We start from the raw sequence: 19,655 nt of genomic DNA on the forward strand, positions 1-19,655 counted from the left end.
AACTAGGGTTTGTCTAAATGGCTTAAAATCTCTTGCAGACGGGTCTCAACTCGTCCGTCCACAAAGAATGCCTGAGAATCCAGCACGAACCCACCAGGTAACAAGGCTTCATCCTGCTTAATTTTAATCTGTAAGCGGCTATCCGTGGCAAGAGCTTGAGCCGCCTCAACCAAGGAAGGATGCACACTCAAAGCAGCCCTTCCCTCATAATCGGCAAGTTCTGTTAGCGTTTTAGAGAGCTCTGTTGTGAGTAACTGCTCACTAGCTTCTTCTAATTCATGATGAAGCACATGCTCAACCAAGCGCTTGGCTGTGGTTCTTAAAATACCCTCAATAGCATCTCGAGATTGTTCAAGGGGACGTTCAAACTCTTGTAGGCAGGCATTCAATAGCTGTTCCAGTTCTCCTAACTGGCTTTGGGCAAGCTCAACCCCCTTCTCAAAGGCTTCGCTTTTGCCATCTTCTAAGCCTTTTTCAAAGCCTTCTGAATAACCAAGCTCTTGGCCTTTTTCAAAGCCCTCTTCTTTACCCTTTTCAAAGCCTTCATCCTGACCTTGAGCAAACCCTTCTTCGTAGGCGGCACTACGAATTTCTTCTAACTGCTGCGCCGTCAGAGGTTCGTAGACTAACGATTCTTCATCAATCTCTTCGGTGACCTCAACCGCTTCATCCTCTTTGATCGCCAAACCTGAGGTTTGACTTCGAGGTTTAGAAGAGCGATTGGAGTCTAGATTAGGTAACTCCCAGCGCTCATAGGCAGTGAGTTTTTTTTGTTTCGGTGTTTCGTCTGACATTCATTAAACCATTTGTTCGCCGCCGCCACCGAGGACGATCTCACCGTTGTCAGCCAAACGTCTCGCAATCGCAAGAATCTCTTTCTGAGCCACTTCCACCTCACTGACACGTACAGGACCCTTAGCTTCCAGGTCATCCTTAAGCATGTCTGCCGCACGGGAGGACATATTGCGGTATACCTTCTCCTGCATATCTGGGTCCGCACCCTTCAACGCCAAGATCAGAGTTTCGGATTCCACCTCACGCAAGATGACCTGAATACCACGATCGTCAACTTCCATGAGATTATCAAAGACAAACATGAGGTCTTGAATGCTACCAGCAAGATCTTCGTCCACATCCCGGATCGATTCCATTAATTCAGCTTCCACCGAACTGTCGATGAAGTTCATAATGTTTGCAGCCGTTCTTACGCCGCCAATAGATGTGGATTTAGTGGAGTTATTACCAGAGAACTGGCGCTCAAGGATGTTGTTCAATTCCTGTAATGCCGCAGGCTGCACTGTGTCTAGAGAAGCCACACGTAATACAATATCCAAGCGCACACGTTCATCAAAATTCGACAAGATGTCCGCTGCTTGGTCAGGATCTAAGTAAGAAATAACAATGGCTTGAATCTGGGGATGCTCATAACGAATCACATCTGCAACCGCACGGGGCTCCATCCATTTCAAGGTATCCAAACCTGTGGTATTGCCACCCAATAGAATTCGGTCAATAAGACTACCGGCTTTTTCTTCACCTAACGCCTCTTTCAACATGTTACGAATGTAACCATCGGACCCAAGCCCTAGACCTGTCTGATCCCCAACCAGAATCAAAAAGTCATCTAATACTTTTTCAACTTGGTGACGCTGCACATTAGTCAACTGTGCCATGGCCTGACCAATGCGCTGTACTTCTTTTGGCCCCATGTGCTTCAAAATTTGAGCCGCATCAGACTCACCAAGAGACATCAGCAACACAGCCGCCTTTTGAATGGAGCTCATATCTCCAGCGTTAGCATCACTCATCTTAGCCTTCCATCACCCATTGTTTTACTACTTGCGCAACACGCTCAGGCTCTTCTGCAATCAAGCCACGAATCGCATTAAGCTGTCGATCAATCTTCTCAGGAGACCCTGGAACCATCACATCTTCAGCACTCACCAAGGACACCTGATCATCGGCGATTTCATCTGTTTCATCTGCAAAAATTGCCGCTTCAGTATCTTCCGCCACAGCAATCTTGTTTTGCTCACTCAGGGTTCTCAAAATCGGACGAACCACCATCAATAATAGTAGCAAAACAAACAAGCCCACCAAGGCTGGCTGCAATAGATCCATAAACCACTGCTGACGATAGAAAGGGACGCTTTCTGGTTCTGCAGGAGGCTCTGGCAAGGCAAACGGTGAATTAATGACACTGACGCTGTCACCACGGGAAGGGTCATAACCTACAGCATCACGTACCAAGAGGGTCAAGCGGCTTAACTCATCATCGCTCCAAGGCGTTCTAACAATCTCAGAGGTTTCAGGATTAACCGATGCGATATCATCCACCACGACAGCCACTGACAAACGTCTCACGGTCCCCTGTTGACGGCGGGTATAACTGATACTGCGGTCTAACTCAAAGTTGCGGGTAGTTTCTTCCCGAGATTGACCATTAGAACCTTGACCTGAGCCACCAATGGCAGCACCGGAGCCATCAGTGGCTTCAGGAATATTCACTGCTCCAGGGGGCTGATTGGTCAAAGAACCAGGAACACCACCATTCGCGGAGGCAGATGAGCTTCTTTCACGCAAGGTCTGCTCACTTCGCAATGCGAGCAAGTCGGGATTGTACTGCTCGTCGGTTTGTTCTACCGCGGTAAAATCAATATCCGCCGATACTTCCGCTTGGAAGCGACCACTCCCTACTACTGGCGAAAGGATATTATTGACCCGCTGCAGCATCACATCTTCAACACGACGGGTATAGTCAAATTGCTTGCCTGCGATCGTCAGCTCAGTATTACCACTCTTATCCGTCAGTAAGGTGCCGCGCTGATCGACCACAGTGACATCTTTATCACTTAACTGAGAAATACTAGAAGCCACCAAATTCACAATCGCATCCACTTGGCTGCGATCTAATCGCCGACCGGGATAAAGCTCCAAGAATACCGATGCGGAGGGCTTACGGGTGTCCCGCACAAATACGGACTCTTTCGGGATGGCAAGGTGCACTCGGGCAGATTTAACACTTTGTAAACTGGTAATTGTCCGACTCAACTCACCTTCCAGACCTCGACGGTAGCGGGTGGTTTCCACAAACTGAGAGGTCCCCAAGGCTTGCTCTTGGTCCATAATCTCGAAGCCGACAATATTGTCTGAGACGATACCTGACCCTGCGAGCTTGAGTCGCGCTTGATGATAAAAGTCAGACTCAACGAGCAAAGCGCCCGAATTTTGATCTAATTTGAAAGGGATATTATTGGTATTAAGAATTTCAACAATTTGATCAGCATTATAATCGGTAATGCTGCTCAACACTGGCTTATAATCTGGTCCAGATGACCAGAGAACTGCCGCTAGGGCAATAGCAATAGACGCAGCTAAGCCGACCATCAATGAAAGCTGACGGATCACCGTTAACTTATTGAAGCCCGTCAACAATTCCATATAGAGCTTTTGCTCAGATCGTTCTGCTGGGACGTTATCCATTCAGTACTGCCGCGTCTAAACCCATTAAATAGGCATGTTCATTATTTTTTCGTAGGCATCCACCAGCTTATTACGCACTTGGGTCATGGCCTCAAAGGACACGCTGGATTTTTGCAAACCAATCATCACTTGGGGCAGATCCACACCGTCTTCCCCACGCTCATAGGCTTGCGCCAAGCTTGTCGCGTCTTTCTGCAAAGAATTTACATTATCCACTGCGGATTTAAGCATGTCTGCAAAGTCTGGGCGCTCCACGCCATCGACACTTTGCGTGGTGTCAGTTTGCATGGGATTCTGCAGTCCAGAACTCGGGGCTTGCACCTGACTTCGCAAATCGCGCATCTGTGAAAGCACCTGATTAATATCAGGTCTGTCCGTTATCATAATCACTTACACCCAAAAAAAACCATTAATTTGTAACAGCTTAGCACACTGCTATTAAAAACTAGACTTATATATCAATCAACTTCTATGCCACATTCCCGCATCTTAGCGATTTTATAACGTAAAGTCCTAGGACTGATGCCTAAAGTCTCAGCCACTTCTTTTCGCTTACCTTTTGCGTCAATAAGAGCTTGAGCAATAATGCGGAACTCATGTTGCTGAACCCCTTTACCTAAAATAGACGCCGCTTCGCTGGCATCTTCATCGGCCTCTTCTACTTTAGGGGCAGAAATCATATCAAATAAAATATGCTCATCACTGATACGACCTTGACCACTCAAAATCAACGAGCGCTGAATAACATTCTCAAGCTCACGAACGTTACCAGGCCAAGAATGAGCTTCAAGTTTGCTCAGTGCAGAAGGTGTCAACAAAGGGTTATCAAGGCGCATCTTTTGTGCATGCTTCAACAATAATGCTTCTGCTAGCGGTTGTATATCGCCTTTACGCTCACGAATCGGTAACCACTTCAAAGGAAAGACATTTAAACGGTAATACAAGTCCTCACGGAAGCCCCCATTACGGACATATTCACCTAAATCGCGGTTAGTGGTAGCAATGATTCGAACATCTAGTTTGATTGGCTTTTTCCCACCAAGGCGCTCTACTTCTTGCTCTTGAAGCACACGCAGTAGTTTAGCCTGCAAACCAATATCCATTTCGGTCACCTCATCTAGCAACAAGGTACCGCCGTTGGCCTGTTCAAATTTACCTGCTTGAGAAGACACCGCCCCTGTGTAAGCGCCCTTCTCATAACCAAACAGCATGGCTTCGAGCATGTTTTCAGGAATGGCCGCGCAGTTTATCGCTACAAATGGCCCAGTACTTCTCTCTGACGCCGAATGAATGTATTGGGATAAGACTTCTTTACCCGTCCCGCTTTCACCACAAATCAACACCGTGGAGTCCGTCACTGCAACCCTTCTTGCCAAATCGATTAAGGCAATACTCGCAGGATCTTTCGCTATCGGTGCATGACTTTTAACCTGCGCCACATGGGAAGTATGTTTAGCGATGGCTTCTAGTAATTCCGTTTCCTGGAACGGCTTCAATAAATAATCAACCGCCCCACTACGCATGGCATCTACCGCATGGGCGATGTCACCATAAGCCGTCATCAGCATCATAGGCAATTCAGGAAAATGATCTACCACGTGTTGCAGCAGACCATATCCATCCATACCCGGTAGGTTCACATCTGATACCACCATATCGAATGTTTTACGCTTAAGCTCTAGGATGGCCTGTTCAGAACTGTCCACCATCAAACATTTGTAACCAGCCAATAACAAAGTGTCTTCTAAGGCTTCAGCCAACCCATGATCATCCTCAACGACTAATAAACTCACATCTGTCATATCAACTTCCTATTATTGGCAAAACGACTGTGGCGGTGGTCCCCGTCCCAAGATGACTCTCTAATGAAAACGAACCATGGTGAGCGCGGGTGATCGCTTTTACAACCATAAGCCCAAGCCCAGTGCCGTGCTGTTTAGTCGTCACAAAACCCTCTTGGACCCGCTGCATTTGATCTTCACTCATCCCCTGACCGTGATCCTTAATTGAAATAGCCAGTTGTCCCGAGCGCTCTTGCACTGAAACATCAATAGGCCCCACTCCTTTTGACGCTTCAATCCCATTACTGACAAGGTTTAGGAGCGCACCGATCAGCACTTCCTGATTACATTGAAGCATACCCTTTAGGCTCTCATGGGCCGTCCAAGTGAATCCACAATTTTTCTGACCGGCTAGCTCAGCCACCCGCTCTTGGAGCAACTCAGAAAATGCCTTAGTTGATACTTTTTCATCAAGTTTCACGTCGGCCTTAGAAAAAATCAGCATATCGCGGATTTGACGTTCAATATTGTTCAGGCGATCCGACAGTTTCCCAGCAAATCGAATGCGCATATCTTCCGATAACGCTTCTTTTTCTAAGTGCCCTGAATACAAGATAGCAGAAGACAATGGGGTTCGAATTTGATGAGCCAAGGCAGCCACCATTTTACCCATAGTGGACAAGCGCTCATGATGTGCCAACTGGCGCTGCAGTGAATAAGTCTCAGTTAAGTCAACTAGGATGATCAGCTGCCCAGGAACATCCCCCAAGGAAGAGGTTTCTACTCGCACCCGTCGTCCCGATACCATGGTCACTTCATGCCCATCGTCTTTTTGTGGTCGAAAGCTTTTGGGTACGATTTGGGACCAACTCCCACCTAGAATTCGTTCACCAAACAAGCGCTCTACGATGGGGTTTGACATCACTACTGTGCCTTCTGCATTCAGCAGAAGCACACCAACAGGCATAGACCAAAACAATTGTTGAAACTGCTTTAATAGCACCTTGTTTTTGGATTCTTCTTCTTGCTTAGCTTGCTCTGCGACCTGTAACTGAGCCGTGAGCTGGCGCACTTCTCTCTGTAATTCTTCATAGGAAGATTGCAGGGTTCTGGAGGTTTCTTCAAACTGCAGAAAGGCTTCCCTTAAGTGAGCAATTTCTTCGTCCTTGTTCACTTATAGCTCCGATTTATCAATTTGGTAACGGCGCATCTTTTCAATCAAGGTCGTACGCTGAATTTGCAACAGGTCTGCCGCTTTCGATACCACACCATTGGTGGTCATCAAGGCATGACGAATCAAAACGGACTCCAAATGACGCACGTAAATATTTAAATTTACAGCCTGAGTACGGGGCATATTCGGGGTTTCAGCAAGGCGATTGAGCACGGGTAAAATCTGCTCTTGACGCCAAGGAATTGGACAGCTCCAAACCAGCGAATCCTCTACATTCGATAAGGTATCCCCGAGCCAAATGGCAGGCAAAGGCAATGACAGTTGAGCAACATCCAAGACACTCCCTACGACAAAGAAGTCAACGTGCTCACCAGAGTCTGGATCGAGCACCACTTCAATACCTAAAAAGTGAAGCACCGGCGCAACCGCCTGAGTCTCTTCTTGATTTACTCCAATTAAACAGGCTTTCATGATTCTCTATGCAAAAGATTCTTAATAACTTCTGACTTTAGCACAGTGTCTCTCTATAGACAGTGTTTTAAATACTACAATACATCAATAAAATCTTTATAAGGCAAAGGCTTATAATAAAAATACCCTTGAATAAGATCTGCACCAGAGGCTGAAACCCAGTTCAATTGCTCCTGTGTCTCCACTCCCTCAACAACTACTTCAAAATCCAAGTCATGGGCTAAAGCAATTATATGGGACAAAATACTCTGGGCTCGATTATCCAGCTCCAGCGCGTCCACAAAGCTTTTATCGATTTTAAGTTGGTCAATAGGTAACTGGAATAAATAGCTTAATGACGAATACCCGGTACCAAAGTCATCCAAAGATATTTTCATTCCCTGATTCTTTAGTGAAGACATTACCCGATTTACCAGGGCCTTATCATCTAGAAAAGTGCTCTCTGTTAACTCAAGTTTAATCAAGGCCGTCAAATGAGATGGGTAGGAACTAAGAAGGCGAGTAATTTCCTGTTCAAAAGTCGATTCTAAAAAGTGTTCCGATGCAATATTAATACTGATCGGCACAGCTTTCTGAAGGGTATCCAGATTCTGCAAGGCCTCTAGTGTTAAGGAGGTTACAAGCATCCCCAAGTCACTGATTAATCCCGCCTGCTCCGCAATCGGTATAAACTGCCCTGGAGAAATCATGCCCCGCTCTGGGTGGGGCCACCTTACTAACGCCTCAGCGCTGACTACTGCACCAGTGGCAACCGCCACCTGAGGTTGAAAGTAGACTTCAAGCTCCCGCTGGTCAATTGCACGACGTAAATCAGCCTCTAAATAAATACGCTCTAATACAACCGATTGGGCATCATCTTGATACACTGCAAATGGTTGATGCAAGCTTGTACCGGACATGGCAGATGCCAATTGACGATTTAATTCTGACGCAGCGACCACTTCATCCGTCACGGTTGCCGCAACACGAACTTCCTCCAACACAGAAATGGTGTCCGAGGTAAACTGGCCAGACAAGGTGCGTATAATGTGCTCTGAGATTTCAAAAACGGCCTCATCTGACACATTCGGCATGGTGATCGCGACACTGTCATAGGTCATGCGATATAAAGCAGGAGCCTGACATAAGCCACTGTCATTCAAAAACTCAGTCAATTTGTTTATCTGAGCACACAAATATTTAGTTGCACCGTCTACCCCAAAACTGTTGTAGATATCCGTGTACTTTACAAACTGCACCTGCAATGCTTTTACAGACTGATAGCTATCCCAATTTTTACTGTCTGCCATCATGCCGCTGGCATTCGGTAGCCCAGTATAAATATCACTATTCTGAGCGGTCTGAATTTTATCCAACGCCCGAGCACGCTTTTCCAGGGCAGCATCTGTGCGAGCTTTCAAGATAGTAGGATTAAAGGGTTTCGATAGGTAATCTTCTGCTCCTAACTCAATCCCCTTTGCCACATTTTCCAAATCATCGGCGGCCGAAATCATGATGACAGGAAGATTATCCAGCAGCTGAAGATTGCGCAACTCAGTGAGAACTTCAAAACCATCCATGCCGGGCATCATCAGATCTAAAAAAACCAGATCAATCACTTCATCTCGAACCAGCTCAATTGCCTTAAAGCCATTGTCCGCCTCGACACAGTTGTCAAAGCCAAACCGTTTCAAACGACGCTTAAGTAGGTAGCGGTTATCTTCAATATCATCAACAATCAATATCTTAGGCATCTTTGCCTCCGGATAACAATGACTCCAATTTGCCTCTCAATCGAGTAAAGTCCACTGGTTTACTATCAAAATCATTAGCTCCCGACTTTAGGGCCTGATCAATATGCTCTTGCATCGCATGAGCCGACAACGCCAAAATCGGCAAATCCCTTCCCGCTCTGCGTATTTGTTCAATCGCCTCCCAGCCATCAATCCCAGGTAAACTTAAATCCATCAAGATCAAATCGTATGAACCAGACAAACACTTCTCAACACCCTCTTCACCAGTGGGTGCCACATCCACTTCCATACCAATGCGTTTAAGTCGCCGAGACAACATATAGACATTGTCTTCATTGTCCTCAACGTACAGGACCTTTACCGTCATCCTCGAGCCTCTTTAACAATCGATTTCATTCGAGAAAGAAAAGACCCCTCGCTATCACCACCTTTGCTCAACACGGCTGTCGCTCGTCCTTCTAACCATTGTTTTTGCTCAGGCGTTAACTCCATAGCAGTCATGATATATACATCCAAATCTTTAAACTCTCCTGAGCGCATTCGTTGCAGCAGCTCAAAACCATCCATTTCAGGCATCATCAAATCCAGAATGACAAAGTCGGGACGGACTTGCGCTAAACGCTGCAGAGCCACTTGACCATTTTCCGCTTCAAATACGGTTAACCCAAGCCGCTCAAACAGCTTTCGAGCAGACATCCGAATTTCCTCAGAGTCATCAACTACCAACACAGAAGATGCGTTACTAGACTCTTTACTTGCAGTGTGTAATATCCGCTCAACATCCTCTTGTTTAATGGGTTTTACTAGGTAATCCGTGGCCCCCATTTCATAAGCCTTCTGGCGCTCATCCGAAACTGAAATAATCACCACAGGGATGTTTGCAAGGGCCTTATCTGCTCTCAATGCTGCCAAAGTATCCCAACCATTTAACAGGGGCATTTCCACATCAAGGGTGATCATATCGACTCGTTTATTTCGAGCTATCTCAAGTGCCTGTACACCATTTTCAGCGACTTCTACCTGCACGTCTTCTGGGATATGACGTCTAATTAATTCTGCACTGGTTGGATCATCATCGATCAGCAATAGAGTCTGCAAATCCGCACTTATGACATCCGTCGACGAGACTTTCGGAAGACGTAAAGGGATAGAAAAAGTGAATGTAGAACCCTTTCCAAGTTCACTGGTAACCGTGATATTACCGCCCATCATTTGGGCAAATTTACGGCTAATAGCAAGTCCTAACCCAGTCCCCTCGTGTTTACGGTTAGATTTAGAGTCCAATTGCACAAACTCCTTAAATAACGTCGACAATTGTTCCTCTGAGATACCCGGCCCCGTATCCGTCACACTGATTTTTACATCACCATCATGCATTGTGGCGGCGACACCGACTTCCCCTTGATCGGTAAATTTGATGGCATTACTGATGAGATTAAACAGCACTTGCTTAAATCGTGTTGGGTCAACAACCGCCCTGCCGAGGGTGTCCTTGTCTAACGTAAAGGCAATAGGTTTATCCTTCACTAGGGTTTCAGCCGTTTCAATGACCTCTGTAACCAAAGCATCTAAGTCCGCGTTTTCTGGATATATCTCCATTTTTCCAGACTCTATTTTAGAAATATCTAATATTTCATTGATTAAACTCAATAGATGTTTTGAAGCACGAATCACTCGTTCTAGAGGCTCCACATAATCCTCATCGCCAAATTCTTTCGCATCCTCATGCATCATCTCGGATAAACCTATAATGGCGTTAAGTGGCGTGCGTAACTCGTGGCTCATTTTGGCTAAAAACTCTGATTTAACTAAACTGGCCTTTTCTGCCTCATCACGGGCAAGCTCTGCTTGCTCCCTATGGGTTTCTGCATCAATTCGCAGTGTTTCCGATTCAATTCGCAATGACTCAGAGCGATCACGCTCCTCTAGAATCTGCAATTCACCAGACTGGATACGGCGCTCTATACGCCCCAACAGGAAATAAAAGAACATGAGTAGCAAGGCAGCAATAAGCAATGCTGCGACAGTTACTACCAATTGCAACCATAGGGTATCTTCTTGATCTTGGGTCGTATTCTTTACCACAAGCGTTTGTGCTATTAATTCACCTTCAACACCAAAAAACGGCAATAAGGCTAGGTCAAAATACTCTTCACCCAATCCAATACCGGTTTTATAAGAAAATCGCCCTGCGTCATTATTGGCCATCATTTCTTGATAAACGCTAATGAAATCACTTGGATTCACCAGTGCATCACTGCTGTAAATGGTTAATGTCGCTTCAGAAAATGGTTGTGCATATTGGTTAAATGTCATGGCAGGAAAAGCCTGAGCCAATTGTGGATCAACTGAATCAGTCCCAGCAATAAGGTTGGTATATACCCCATGGGCCCTAGATAGCTGGCCAATACTTCGCACAAAAGGATAATCGGCCACCAAAGCACCGAAGCCATCAGGGAGCAATTGCACTGCACGTAAAATAAGTTCGCCTGTAGGGAGCAATATCAGTCCCCGCTTATAATTCAGTCCACGCTCATCATTATTAAATGAATCACCATATCCCATTGCTATATCCAATGGCAGAAGAGAGGTGGCCGTTTCAAATCTAAGCTCCCCATTATCATCTACCCAAGTCAAACGGGATAACTTCATACCAGCAACCGTTTGCTCAAAAATACTCTCAAGGGGAACCATATCGTTGGAGACAATCAACGATTCCAACAGTGTTAGGCGCTCTTCCAAAGCCCCCATAACACTGGTTTGTTCTTGAAATAGCTGATCATCAAATTGGTTAATACGCTCTTGTAAACTGCGCTGCTGAAGACTTTCAAACCAAAGCCACGCCACACCAACAAACAGCAGCCAAATCAGAAAAAAGGCAATAATCAGTGGCAACAATACTGGCAACTTGATTTTTGAAAGCTGTTTATTTGTCAACGACATATCCATGTTATGCAGCCCTACAGATTAATTTTCGACGATAAAGAAGTCCCAATCCACAACACGTGACTGAGCATGAAAACCTGGATAAGCACCTGATCCTAAATTCAAATTGCTCATCACACTAAGCGCAATAATTAACTGTCTTTGGCGTTCTGGGTCTTTCCCCTCTTGTACCCATCCAGTAAATCGGCGCACCACATTGAGTGGCAATTTAAGCGCATCGGAGGGTGTCTCTAAATTAAAAGGGTTGACCACATCTTCAAGGCCACGAGCTAATACTAGCGCCGTTATATAGCCTTCGAATCCACGCATATGAGGCGTTAGATAAGGATTAAGGTCAGCAAGACTTTTAGTGTAATCCTGGTAAGTCGGGGTTGTTAAAACAGAAGCCCCAAAAAAAGAAACAGATTTTAGAGAGCGGATAGACAACAACTGACCCTTAACTGATTTTGGATCCACAGCAGATGTTAACCAGAGCGTTTTATTCTCATAAAACGACATACCCAATTGCCGCAAAAGGATGTTTAACGTGCGGGAGTCCCCTAGTAGTAAAACTTCGGAATTAGTGATGGCGGAAGCACGTTTAACTGTGTCATGGAAACCCAGGGAGTTGGCTGGATAACTGACGCCCTCCACCTCAACTTTTTGAGCTTGGCAAGCTTGCTGCACAAAACCAAACATGACACTGGCCTCTGGATGCACAACAGATACCCGTTGAATGCCTTGGGCTTTAAAACTCTCACACAAGAATCCAGCCTCAGTGGACATAGTGGGGCGGACACTTAAAACGTTTCTGGTTTTATCTAGAGCTTGAGGAGGCATAGCAACGCCACCAAGAAACAGAATGTCTTCTCTTTCCGCTACGCGCGCTAACGCCAATGAAGAGTGCTCCCCCCCTCCCAAAATAGCTAAAACATTTTTGCGATTTGTAAAACGCTGGGCGTTTCTCTCTGCCAAAACTTCTGAGAACTCGTCATCGAGCGCTTCCAGTTTTAACGACTCGCCTCTCACTCCCCCTTGAGCATTAAGCTTGGCAAAGGCCGCTTGAACACCATAACGGTAGGCGAGGTTATCCTGCCCCAAAGGGCCGCTAAACCCCGCGCTCATACCAATTGTGATATCTGCGAAAACGGCCGGCGCTGACAAGAGAGCCAGCATCAGCACTAAATATTGCTTTACGGGAGCCACAAGCGAATCTTCCTAATCATTCCATACTTACGTAATTCTTACACAAATATTGGAAGCACGCCCATAAAAATCAGCTCAATTTCGACAGTATCCCATCAAACTCCTGTTCAGCAGCAAGTCTTTCCTCATGCTTTGATAAGGTGCCAAGCAAAGGCGCTGACAACATTCCTTGGAGCGTTGCGAGGTTTTCCTCAAAGTAAGGCATCTCTTCCAACCCAGCATTCGCCACCCAGCCAGCGATTTTTAAACCATCACGATTAATGGCTTCCATTGTGAGAATGGCATGATTCAAACATCCAAGCTTCATGTTCACCACCACAATCACCGGCAAAGCCAGGCGTTTTGCCACGTCGGACAATAACTCTCGATCATTTAATGGGACGCGCCAGCCCCCTGCCCCTTCTACTAAGGCGAAGTCATGGGGCGTAAGCAAGGTGCCTTTAATAAACCCTTCCAAACGGGAAGCATTGATGATCCGATTCTCTTTCGCTGCCGCAATATGAGGAGCAATGGCCGCTTCAAAAACCACAGGGTTCACCTGCTCGTATCGCAGCTTAACCGAGCTGGCCGCCTGAATACGCAAGGCATCCTCGTTTACCCATTTACCCTCTACTAATTCTGCCCCTGCGGAGATTGGCTTTACTCCTAAAGAGCGTAACCCTTGACGCCCAGCGGCGGTCAATAAGCCTTCACAGACGTGGGTTTTTCCGGCGTCCGTATCGGTTCCGGTGACAAAATACTGCTGTTTAGCCATGATTTACCTTTTTCAAACGTATAAACGCAACACGATAGGACAAGGGCAGCCCCTGTGTTTCTCGATAGCGTTCGTATTGGGTCTCAAAATTACGCCACTTACCTGGGCTGATAGGTGCAGCGCCATCTTTTATCAATGAGGCGCCTACTTTTTTGAGGGAATCTACCACATCTCTGACGCAGGGAAACCAGCTAGTAATAGTGTTTTGCTGGGCCTGTACCTCTTGAAAACCTGCTCTTCGACAGATTTTAAGTAGCTCATCATAGGACAAATACTGATTTTGGTGGGAGCAGCCATCCACTTGCTGCCAAGCTTGATTCAGCTCCGGCATTGAATCTTGCAGCAGGGTCGCGAATACTAGCTCCCCATCTTGTTTGAGTACCCGGTGCAACTCATCAAACAACACCTCTTGATTGAGACACCATTGCAAAGCAAGACTGGAAAAAATGCCATCCAATGATTGGCTTTTTAACGGCAGTGCCTCTGCATCCCCACAAATAAAGTGCGCCTCAGGCATTCTCCCTTGAGCTTGCTGCAGCATAGAGTGAGAAATATCAGCAGCCAATAAACTAGGACAAGTTTCAGCACTTGCAAACAGGGATAAGGCTCGCCCAGTTCCGGTGCCCAGATCCAACCAAACATCATCAGTCTGAGACACATTCACCATGGCAAATAATTGGTTTAATACCACCTCCTGGAAGGCGGCATAATCATCGTAGGTCTGCGCCGCTTTAGAAAAACGCGCGGCGACTTTTTGCTTATAGCTAGGAGAGATATTAGCGGGTTGAATGCTCATCTATGTACTGTTGTATTAAGGCCACACATTGTGGCTCATCTTCAATAAACGGCTGATGACCACAGTCTGGTAGAACCATCACTGTCTGCAGCAGGTTCGATGGCAATTCATTCACCACCTGAGCAGAAACCAGTCCATCTTGGGCACCAAACACATGCAAATTCGGAACATCCAGCAAAGCCATTTCTCGACGCACATCGAGCTGAGCCAACAAAGCCAAACCACGATTTAGCGCCTCAGGGTCAATCAACTCTTTAGGCTGAAAGGATGCTAACTGCTTCAGGGTCGCTTTTTCATCGCGACAGCCCTGGGATTGAATCGATAGAAAGCGTCGATAACCTTTTTCCGGTGTTTCACGCACCAGCTCAGCAAACTGATCGAACGTGGTTTGCTCCATCCCCAAAGGCCAATGCTCATCGGCAACAAATTTTGGAGCTGAGCCCAGGGTAATAACCCCTTCCACACAACTAGAGCGGCGTGCAGCAATATAATTTGCCACCATGCCACCCAACGACCAACCGACCCACCAACAAGGCTTAGGAGCCGAACGAATCAATTGCTCTGCTAAGGCATCAATATCGTAATTGGGACCAAAGCGATTACGCTTGTGCCAATCAGAATCCACCGAAATACCCGGCAAGTTAGCCAGCACCACATAAAAGTTCTTGCTCAGGGCTTGCGCCACCCTATGAAAGACTTCCTTCGGCATGGCCCAACCCGGGACGAAGAAAATCGCAGGATGACTCGGATCACCAAAAGCTTCTGTTTCAATAGGAGTACGCATAAACCATCACTTACCCAGGTCATTAAAGATGCGATCTAGGGTATCACATAAATAGATCACATCTGTATGACTGTGCTCAGCACTGAGAGTAATCCGTATACGAGCCGTATTCACCGGCACCGTTGGCGGACGTATGGCGGTACATAAAATCCCCTTCGCCTTTAGCTGCTCACTAATGGCGAGAGCTAACCCATTGGAGCCAACAATAATCGGTTGGATGGCACTGTTCGATGCCATTAACTGGGCAGGCCAATCCGCTGCTCGTGAGCGAAACAATTCAATATTACTCGCTAGCCTGCGCCGCCTTGCTTGCCCTTCCTCTGATCGAATCACCTCAAGGCTTTTTAACACCGTTGCTGCAACTGCAGGGGACATCGCCGTGGTATAAATAAACGGGCGAGCAAACTGGGTGAGGTATTCCGCCAAATCTTCAGAACAGGCCACAAAGGCTCCCGCCACACCAAATGCCTTGCCAAAGGTGCCCATTAGTAAAGGGACTTTAGAGGCATCTAGCCCAGCCAATGCCAGGGCGCCACGCCCATCATCTCCCAAACAACCAAGGCCATGGGCATCATCTACCATCAATGTCCACTGGCGAGCCGCGGCAGACTCTGCCAACAACTTTAATGGTGCAATGTCCCCATCCATACTGAACACCCCATCCGTCGCCAAAATACCAGCCTGATCAGACCGGTCCATAAGCTTTTCAGCACTTTGCACGTCCCCATGCAAATACCGACGAAACGGCGCCCCTGATAGCTGAGCCCCATCGATTAAGGAAGCATGATTAAGCTTATCCATGATGACAGGACGGTCTTTGCTACCCAGAGCAGAAATCACCGCCAAATTAGCCATATAACCTGTACTGAACAGTAAGACACGATCGTAGCCAAGCCACTGAGCTAACGCTTTTTCCAAGGCAGCATGGATATCTAAATGACCACAGACCAAATGAGAAGCACCACTTCCTACCCCCATCTCTAGGGCGGCATCCGCCATGGCTTGCTTAAGATCAGGATGGTTTGCCAGTCCTAAGTAATCATTTGAGCAAAACGACAGGTAGGGCTGGCCTTCCTGACTCACTCGGGTGGATTGAGGCCCTGCAATTTTTCGTACCGAGCGATATAAATCCTGAGATTTTCGCTCCTTTAGGGCCTGCTTAATCCAGTCTGGCGTACTAGCTGACGCTGGCATCATAAAAGAACTTAGACTCTTCTTGGGCTTTCGCTTGGGCAACGATAGATTCTTCTACCGCTTCATCAGACACATCATGGCGTTGCTCTGGTTTAATACCCAATTTTTCAAACAGCAAGCGGTCTTTGTCCGCCTCAGGGTTGCCTGTGGTCAGTAGTTTTTCACCATAGAAGATAGAGTTAGCCCCCGCCATAAAACATAAGGCTTGAGTTTGCTCGCTCATACCCTGACGACCCGCAGACAGGCGCACGTGAGAATGAGGCATTAGAATACGGGCCACCGCGATGGTACGAATGAAATCAAACTCATCGAGATCGTCCACGTTCTCCAGAGGCGTACCCGCTACTTTCACCAGCATGTTAATCGGCACACTCTCAGGATGAGGCGTCATTTGGGCCAACTGACGCAGCAACCCTACACGATCTTTCTCTTCTTCTCCCATACCCATAATGCCGCCACAGCAAAGTTTTACGCCGTTGTCTCGTACTCGAGAAAGGGTATCTAAGCGCTCTTGGTAGGAGCGAGTGGTAATGATGCTGTCATAGTACTCTGGAGACGTGTCAAGGTTGTGGTTGTAGTAATCCAACCCTGCCTCGGCAAGTTGCTTCGCCTGATCTTCGTTTAGCGTCCCCAAGGTGACACAAGACTCAAGACCAAGCTGTTTAACGCCTTTAATCATCTCAAGCACGTAAGGAAAATCTTTTTGCGACGGATGCTTCCAAGCAGCCCCCATGCAAAAGCGGGTTGCGCCTTTTTCTTTCGCCAAGGTCGCTTCTTGCAACACCTTTTGCACTTCCATGAGCTTTTCTTTCTCTAGCTCTGTGTTGTAATGACCACTCTGAGGACAGTATTTGCAGTCTTCTGGGCAAGCCCCTGTTTTAATGGACAACAAGGTACTAACTTGAACTTGATTCGGTGAAAAGTGTGCCCTATGTACGGATTGAGCATGGAATAGCAGATCCATAAAAGGCAAATCAAACAATGCCTGAACTTCTTGGCTCGTCCAGTCAAATCGGGGTTCAGTGGAAATATTCACCGTATCGGCTCCATCATTTTATTGTTGCAAGGAACGCAATACTAATGAACAACAGAAATCTGTCAACCTTGATATTTAACAAGGTTTACAAAAGGCTGAATATAGAACAGTGCTATATTTGCGGTTTTAAAGGGGAAGGAAACCTTTGCTCCCAATGTCGCACCTTCCTCACACCAAACACCCACCACTGTGGCCAATGCGCTCGCCCCACCCTAGTCAGCATCGACATTTGTGGTCAGTGTCAAAGCCATCCACCTGCCTTTAAATCGGTCATTGCCCCGCTGGTATACAGTGGTCTTACTCGTGCCCTCATCACCCAAGCGAAATTCAACAACAAAGGCCACCTATTTCGCCCCTTAGCAAAGTTATTAGCCCATGCATTGCTAGAGCAGCTGGACCTCTCAAAACCTTGGCACTGGTGCGTGGTGCCTACCGGGCGAAGCTCTCTGCTAGAGCGGGGCTACTGTCAAACACGCTTCATTCGTAAGCTTCTAAAATCACATTTAAAACATACCTTAGAGCATCCTTTTCATACCTTTGATATTTCCCGTAGCCAGGAGCGCCCAACACAACACACCCTTAAAAAGAAAGAACGCCAACGCTTAAGTGCCAAGGCATTTACCGTGGCAAAGCCTGCACCGGACTATGTGATACTGATTGACGACCTCATTACCACAGGCAGCACCATCGAAGCCTGCGCCAAAGCACTCAAGCAGGCAGGCAGCAAAGAAGTCATTGTGGTCGCTTTGGCACGCACACCATCTCAAACTAGCGAGCCCCTGTAAATTTCGCTAGTATCCCGCCACATTCATCACATTTGGCTGCTCATCTATGAACCAAGCACAACTCATCGAGCTCGATAAACAACTCCTGTGGCACCCTTACACTTCTATGAGTCACCCAGCACCCCATTTTTTGGTGAAGGGTGCAGAAGGCTGTGAAATTGAGCTAGCCGATGGTCGTAAGCTGATTGATGGTATGTCCTCTTGGTGGAGCGTTATTCATGGCTACAACCACCCAAGCATCAATGACGCCATGACACAACAGATACACTCTTTTTCCCATGTCATGTTTGGTGGTCTTACCCACGAACCCGCTATTGCTCTGGCACAGAAGTTAGTGAGCATGACACCTGAGTCACTCCAGCGTGTCTTCTTTTCTGACTCTGGTTCAGTGTCTGTGGAAGTGGCTTTAAAAATGGCCATACAGTACTGGCATACCCAAGGCCTTCCCTCTAAGCAGCATTTCGCGACCCCACGCTCGGGTTATCATGGGGACACCTTTGCTGCCATGTCGGTGTGTGATCCAGTGAATGGCATGCACAGCATGTTTAACCAAGCTTTAACGCCTCAGTATTTCGTCTCACCGCCACCCACAGGTCTTACAGAGCCTGTTCAAGAAGCTTACCTCCAAGAGATACGCATTCTTTTTGAAGCCGAGCACCACCAGTTGGCAGGCTTTATTATTGAACCTGTCGTACAAAATGCCGGAGGCATGCGTTTTTACAATCCGAGCTATTTGGATGAGCTTCGTGCCCTATGCGATGAGTTCGATATATTGCTGATCTTTGATGAAATAGCCACTGGCTTTGGCCGAACTGGCAAGCTGTTTGCCACTAATCACTGCCATATTGAGCCTGATATTATGTGCTTAGGTAAGGCACTTACTGGGGGCTACATCACCCTGGCAGCCACTCTGGCCAACGACAAGGTGGCCCTAGGCATTAGCCAAGATGGCGGAGTATTTATGCATGGCCCAACCTTTATGGGCAATGCCTTGGCGTGCTCAGCCGCAAACGCCAGTCTTGATTTAGTGGCAAGCTATGACATTGAAAATAAAGTGGGGGCTTTGCAAAGCTGGCTTGAAGAAGCCCTAAAACCCTGCGAATCACTTGATGCTGTGGCCAGTATTCGCTGCCTTGGTGCCATTGGTGTTGTGGAGCTCCATCAGCCAGTTAATCTCCATGAAATCCAACCCATGTTTGTGGAGCAAGGCGTGTGGATCAGACCCTTTGGCAAGCTTATTTATCTGATGCCCCCTTATGTGATCACCAAACCTCAAATTGAGCAGCTTGGACACGCCATCTATCAAGTCATCGAAACTTACCACAGTGACTCATAGAGGCTCCTACAAATAGAACTCTTGTTAATAGAGCTCTTGTGAATAGAGCTCTTGTGAATAGAGCTCTTGTGAATAGAGCTCTTGTGAATAGAGCTCTTGTGAATAGAGCTCTTGTGAATAGCGCTCAATCAAAAGCACAGAGCCCCCAAGGTATGCGCTACCCACAAAAAAGCCGAGCTTTATGCTCGGCTTTTTTA

The 19,655-nt window shown here is 46.9% G+C and carries 18 protein-coding genes and 1 pseudogene; 2 read left to right on the forward strand and 17 right to left on the reverse strand.

What is annotated here, in order from left to right; all coding sequences use genetic code 11:
* Window positions 1–2 precede the first annotated feature (2 nt).
* From ACFQ45_RS12840 to bioB, 16 genes are all read right to left on the reverse strand, one after another.
* The gene (locus tag ACFQ45_RS12840) at window positions 3–794 is read right to left on the reverse strand and encodes a FliH/SctL family protein (protein WP_377368309.1); all 792 of its coding nucleotides are present in this window, start codon (window positions 792–794) and stop codon (window positions 3–5) included.
* Between the two features lie 3 nt (window positions 795–797).
* On the reverse strand, window positions 798–1,784 hold the full coding sequence (gene fliG, locus ACFQ45_RS12845; RefSeq protein WP_452600463.1) for a flagellar motor switch protein FliG: 987 nt from the start codon (window positions 1,782–1,784) through the stop codon (window positions 798–800).
* Window positions 1,785–1,809: 25 nt separating this feature from the next.
* The gene (fliF, locus tag ACFQ45_RS12850) at window positions 1,810–3,483 is read right to left on the reverse strand and encodes a flagellar basal-body MS-ring/collar protein FliF (RefSeq protein WP_377368313.1); all 1,674 of its coding nucleotides are present in this window, start codon (window positions 3,481–3,483) and stop codon (window positions 1,810–1,812) included.
* Between the two features lie 24 nt (window positions 3,484–3,507).
* A complete protein-coding gene (gene fliE / locus ACFQ45_RS12855; protein WP_377368315.1) occupies window positions 3,508–3,825 on the reverse strand; it encodes a flagellar hook-basal body complex protein FliE in 318 nt (105 codons plus the stop codon).
* A gap of 116 nt (window positions 3,826–3,941) precedes the next feature.
* Window positions 3,942–5,285 carry a sigma-54-dependent transcriptional regulator gene (locus tag ACFQ45_RS12860; protein WP_377368317.1) on the reverse strand — a complete coding sequence of 448 codons (1,344 nt, stop codon included), beginning with the start codon at window positions 5,283–5,285 and terminating at the stop codon, window positions 3,942–3,944.
* A gap of 1 nt (window position 5,286) precedes the next feature.
* The gene (locus ACFQ45_RS12865) at window positions 5,287–6,438 is read right to left on the reverse strand and encodes a sensor histidine kinase (protein ID WP_377368319.1); all 1,152 of its coding nucleotides are present in this window, start codon (window positions 6,436–6,438) and stop codon (window positions 5,287–5,289) included.
* The gene (locus ACFQ45_RS12870; protein WP_377368321.1) at window positions 6,439–6,909 is read right to left on the reverse strand and encodes a helix-turn-helix domain-containing protein; all 471 of its coding nucleotides are present in this window, start codon (window positions 6,907–6,909) and stop codon (window positions 6,439–6,441) included.
* 74 nt (window positions 6,910–6,983) lie between these two features.
* On the reverse strand, window positions 6,984–8,642 hold the full coding sequence (locus ACFQ45_RS12875) for an EAL domain-containing protein (RefSeq protein WP_377368323.1): 1,659 nt from the start codon (window positions 8,640–8,642) through the stop codon (window positions 6,984–6,986).
* A complete protein-coding gene (locus ACFQ45_RS12880) occupies window positions 8,635–9,009 on the reverse strand; it encodes a response regulator (protein WP_377368325.1) in 375 nt (124 codons plus the stop codon). The genes ACFQ45_RS12875 and ACFQ45_RS12880 overlap by 8 nt, the downstream gene beginning before the upstream one ends.
* Entirely contained in the window at window positions 9,006–11,591 is a 2,586-nt protein-coding gene (locus ACFQ45_RS12885; RefSeq protein WP_377368327.1) for a response regulator, read from the reverse strand. The genes ACFQ45_RS12880 and ACFQ45_RS12885 overlap by 4 nt, the downstream gene beginning before the upstream one ends.
* Before the next feature lie 18 nt (window positions 11,592–11,609).
* Window positions 11,610–12,773, reverse strand: coding sequence for an ABC transporter substrate-binding protein (locus ACFQ45_RS12890; RefSeq protein ID WP_377368329.1), 1,164 nt, complete (start codon window positions 12,771–12,773; stop codon window positions 11,610–11,612).
* 70 nt (window positions 12,774–12,843) lie between these two features.
* The gene (gene bioD, locus ACFQ45_RS12895; protein ID WP_377368331.1) at window positions 12,844–13,527 is read right to left on the reverse strand and encodes a dethiobiotin synthase; all 684 of its coding nucleotides are present in this window, start codon (window positions 13,525–13,527) and stop codon (window positions 12,844–12,846) included.
* Window positions 13,520–14,323 carry a malonyl-ACP O-methyltransferase BioC gene (bioC, locus tag ACFQ45_RS12900; protein ID WP_377368333.1) on the reverse strand — a complete coding sequence of 268 codons (804 nt, stop codon included), beginning with the start codon at window positions 14,321–14,323 and terminating at the stop codon, window positions 13,520–13,522. Before bioC ends, bioD begins: the two co-directional genes overlap by 8 nt.
* Complete coding sequence (locus ACFQ45_RS12905; protein WP_377368335.1) at window positions 14,304–15,107, reverse strand: alpha/beta fold hydrolase; 804 nt, start codon at window positions 15,105–15,107, stop codon at window positions 14,304–14,306. The genes bioC and ACFQ45_RS12905 overlap by 20 nt, the downstream gene beginning before the upstream one ends.
* Before the next feature lie 6 nt (window positions 15,108–15,113).
* The gene (bioF, locus tag ACFQ45_RS12910) at window positions 15,114–16,304 is read right to left on the reverse strand and encodes an 8-amino-7-oxononanoate synthase (RefSeq protein ID WP_377368337.1); all 1,191 of its coding nucleotides are present in this window, start codon (window positions 16,302–16,304) and stop codon (window positions 15,114–15,116) included.
* Complete coding sequence (gene bioB, locus ACFQ45_RS12915; protein WP_377368813.1) at window positions 16,285–17,331, reverse strand: biotin synthase BioB; 1,047 nt, start codon at window positions 17,329–17,331, stop codon at window positions 16,285–16,287. Before bioB ends, bioF begins: the two co-directional genes overlap by 20 nt.
* Window positions 17,332–17,381: 50 nt before the next feature.
* On the opposite strand from bioB, the gene ACFQ45_RS12920 reads away from it, so the two are divergent.
* Window positions 17,382–18,122, forward strand: coding sequence for a ComF family protein (locus tag ACFQ45_RS12920; RefSeq protein ID WP_377368339.1), 741 nt, complete (start codon window positions 17,382–17,384; stop codon window positions 18,120–18,122).
* 46 nt (window positions 18,123–18,168) lie between these two features.
* Window positions 18,169–19,458 carry an adenosylmethionine--8-amino-7-oxononanoate transaminase gene (gene bioA, locus ACFQ45_RS12925; RefSeq protein WP_377368341.1) on the forward strand — a complete coding sequence of 430 codons (1,290 nt, stop codon included), beginning with the start codon at window positions 18,169–18,171 and terminating at the stop codon, window positions 19,456–19,458.
* On the opposite strand, the pseudogene ACFQ45_RS12930 reads toward bioA, so the two are convergent.
* Window positions 19,430–19,564 (reverse strand): annotated as a pseudogene (locus ACFQ45_RS12930) (pentapeptide repeat-containing protein); the annotation flags it as partial. The gene bioA and the pseudogene ACFQ45_RS12930 overlap by 29 nt on opposite strands.
* Window positions 19,565–19,655: the final 91 nt, after the last annotated feature.

This window comes from Rhodanobacter aciditrophus (genome assembly GCF_042679525.1).
Taxonomy (GTDB): Bacteria; Pseudomonadota; Gammaproteobacteria; order Pseudomonadales; family Marinomonadaceae; genus Marinomonas; species Marinomonas aciditrophus.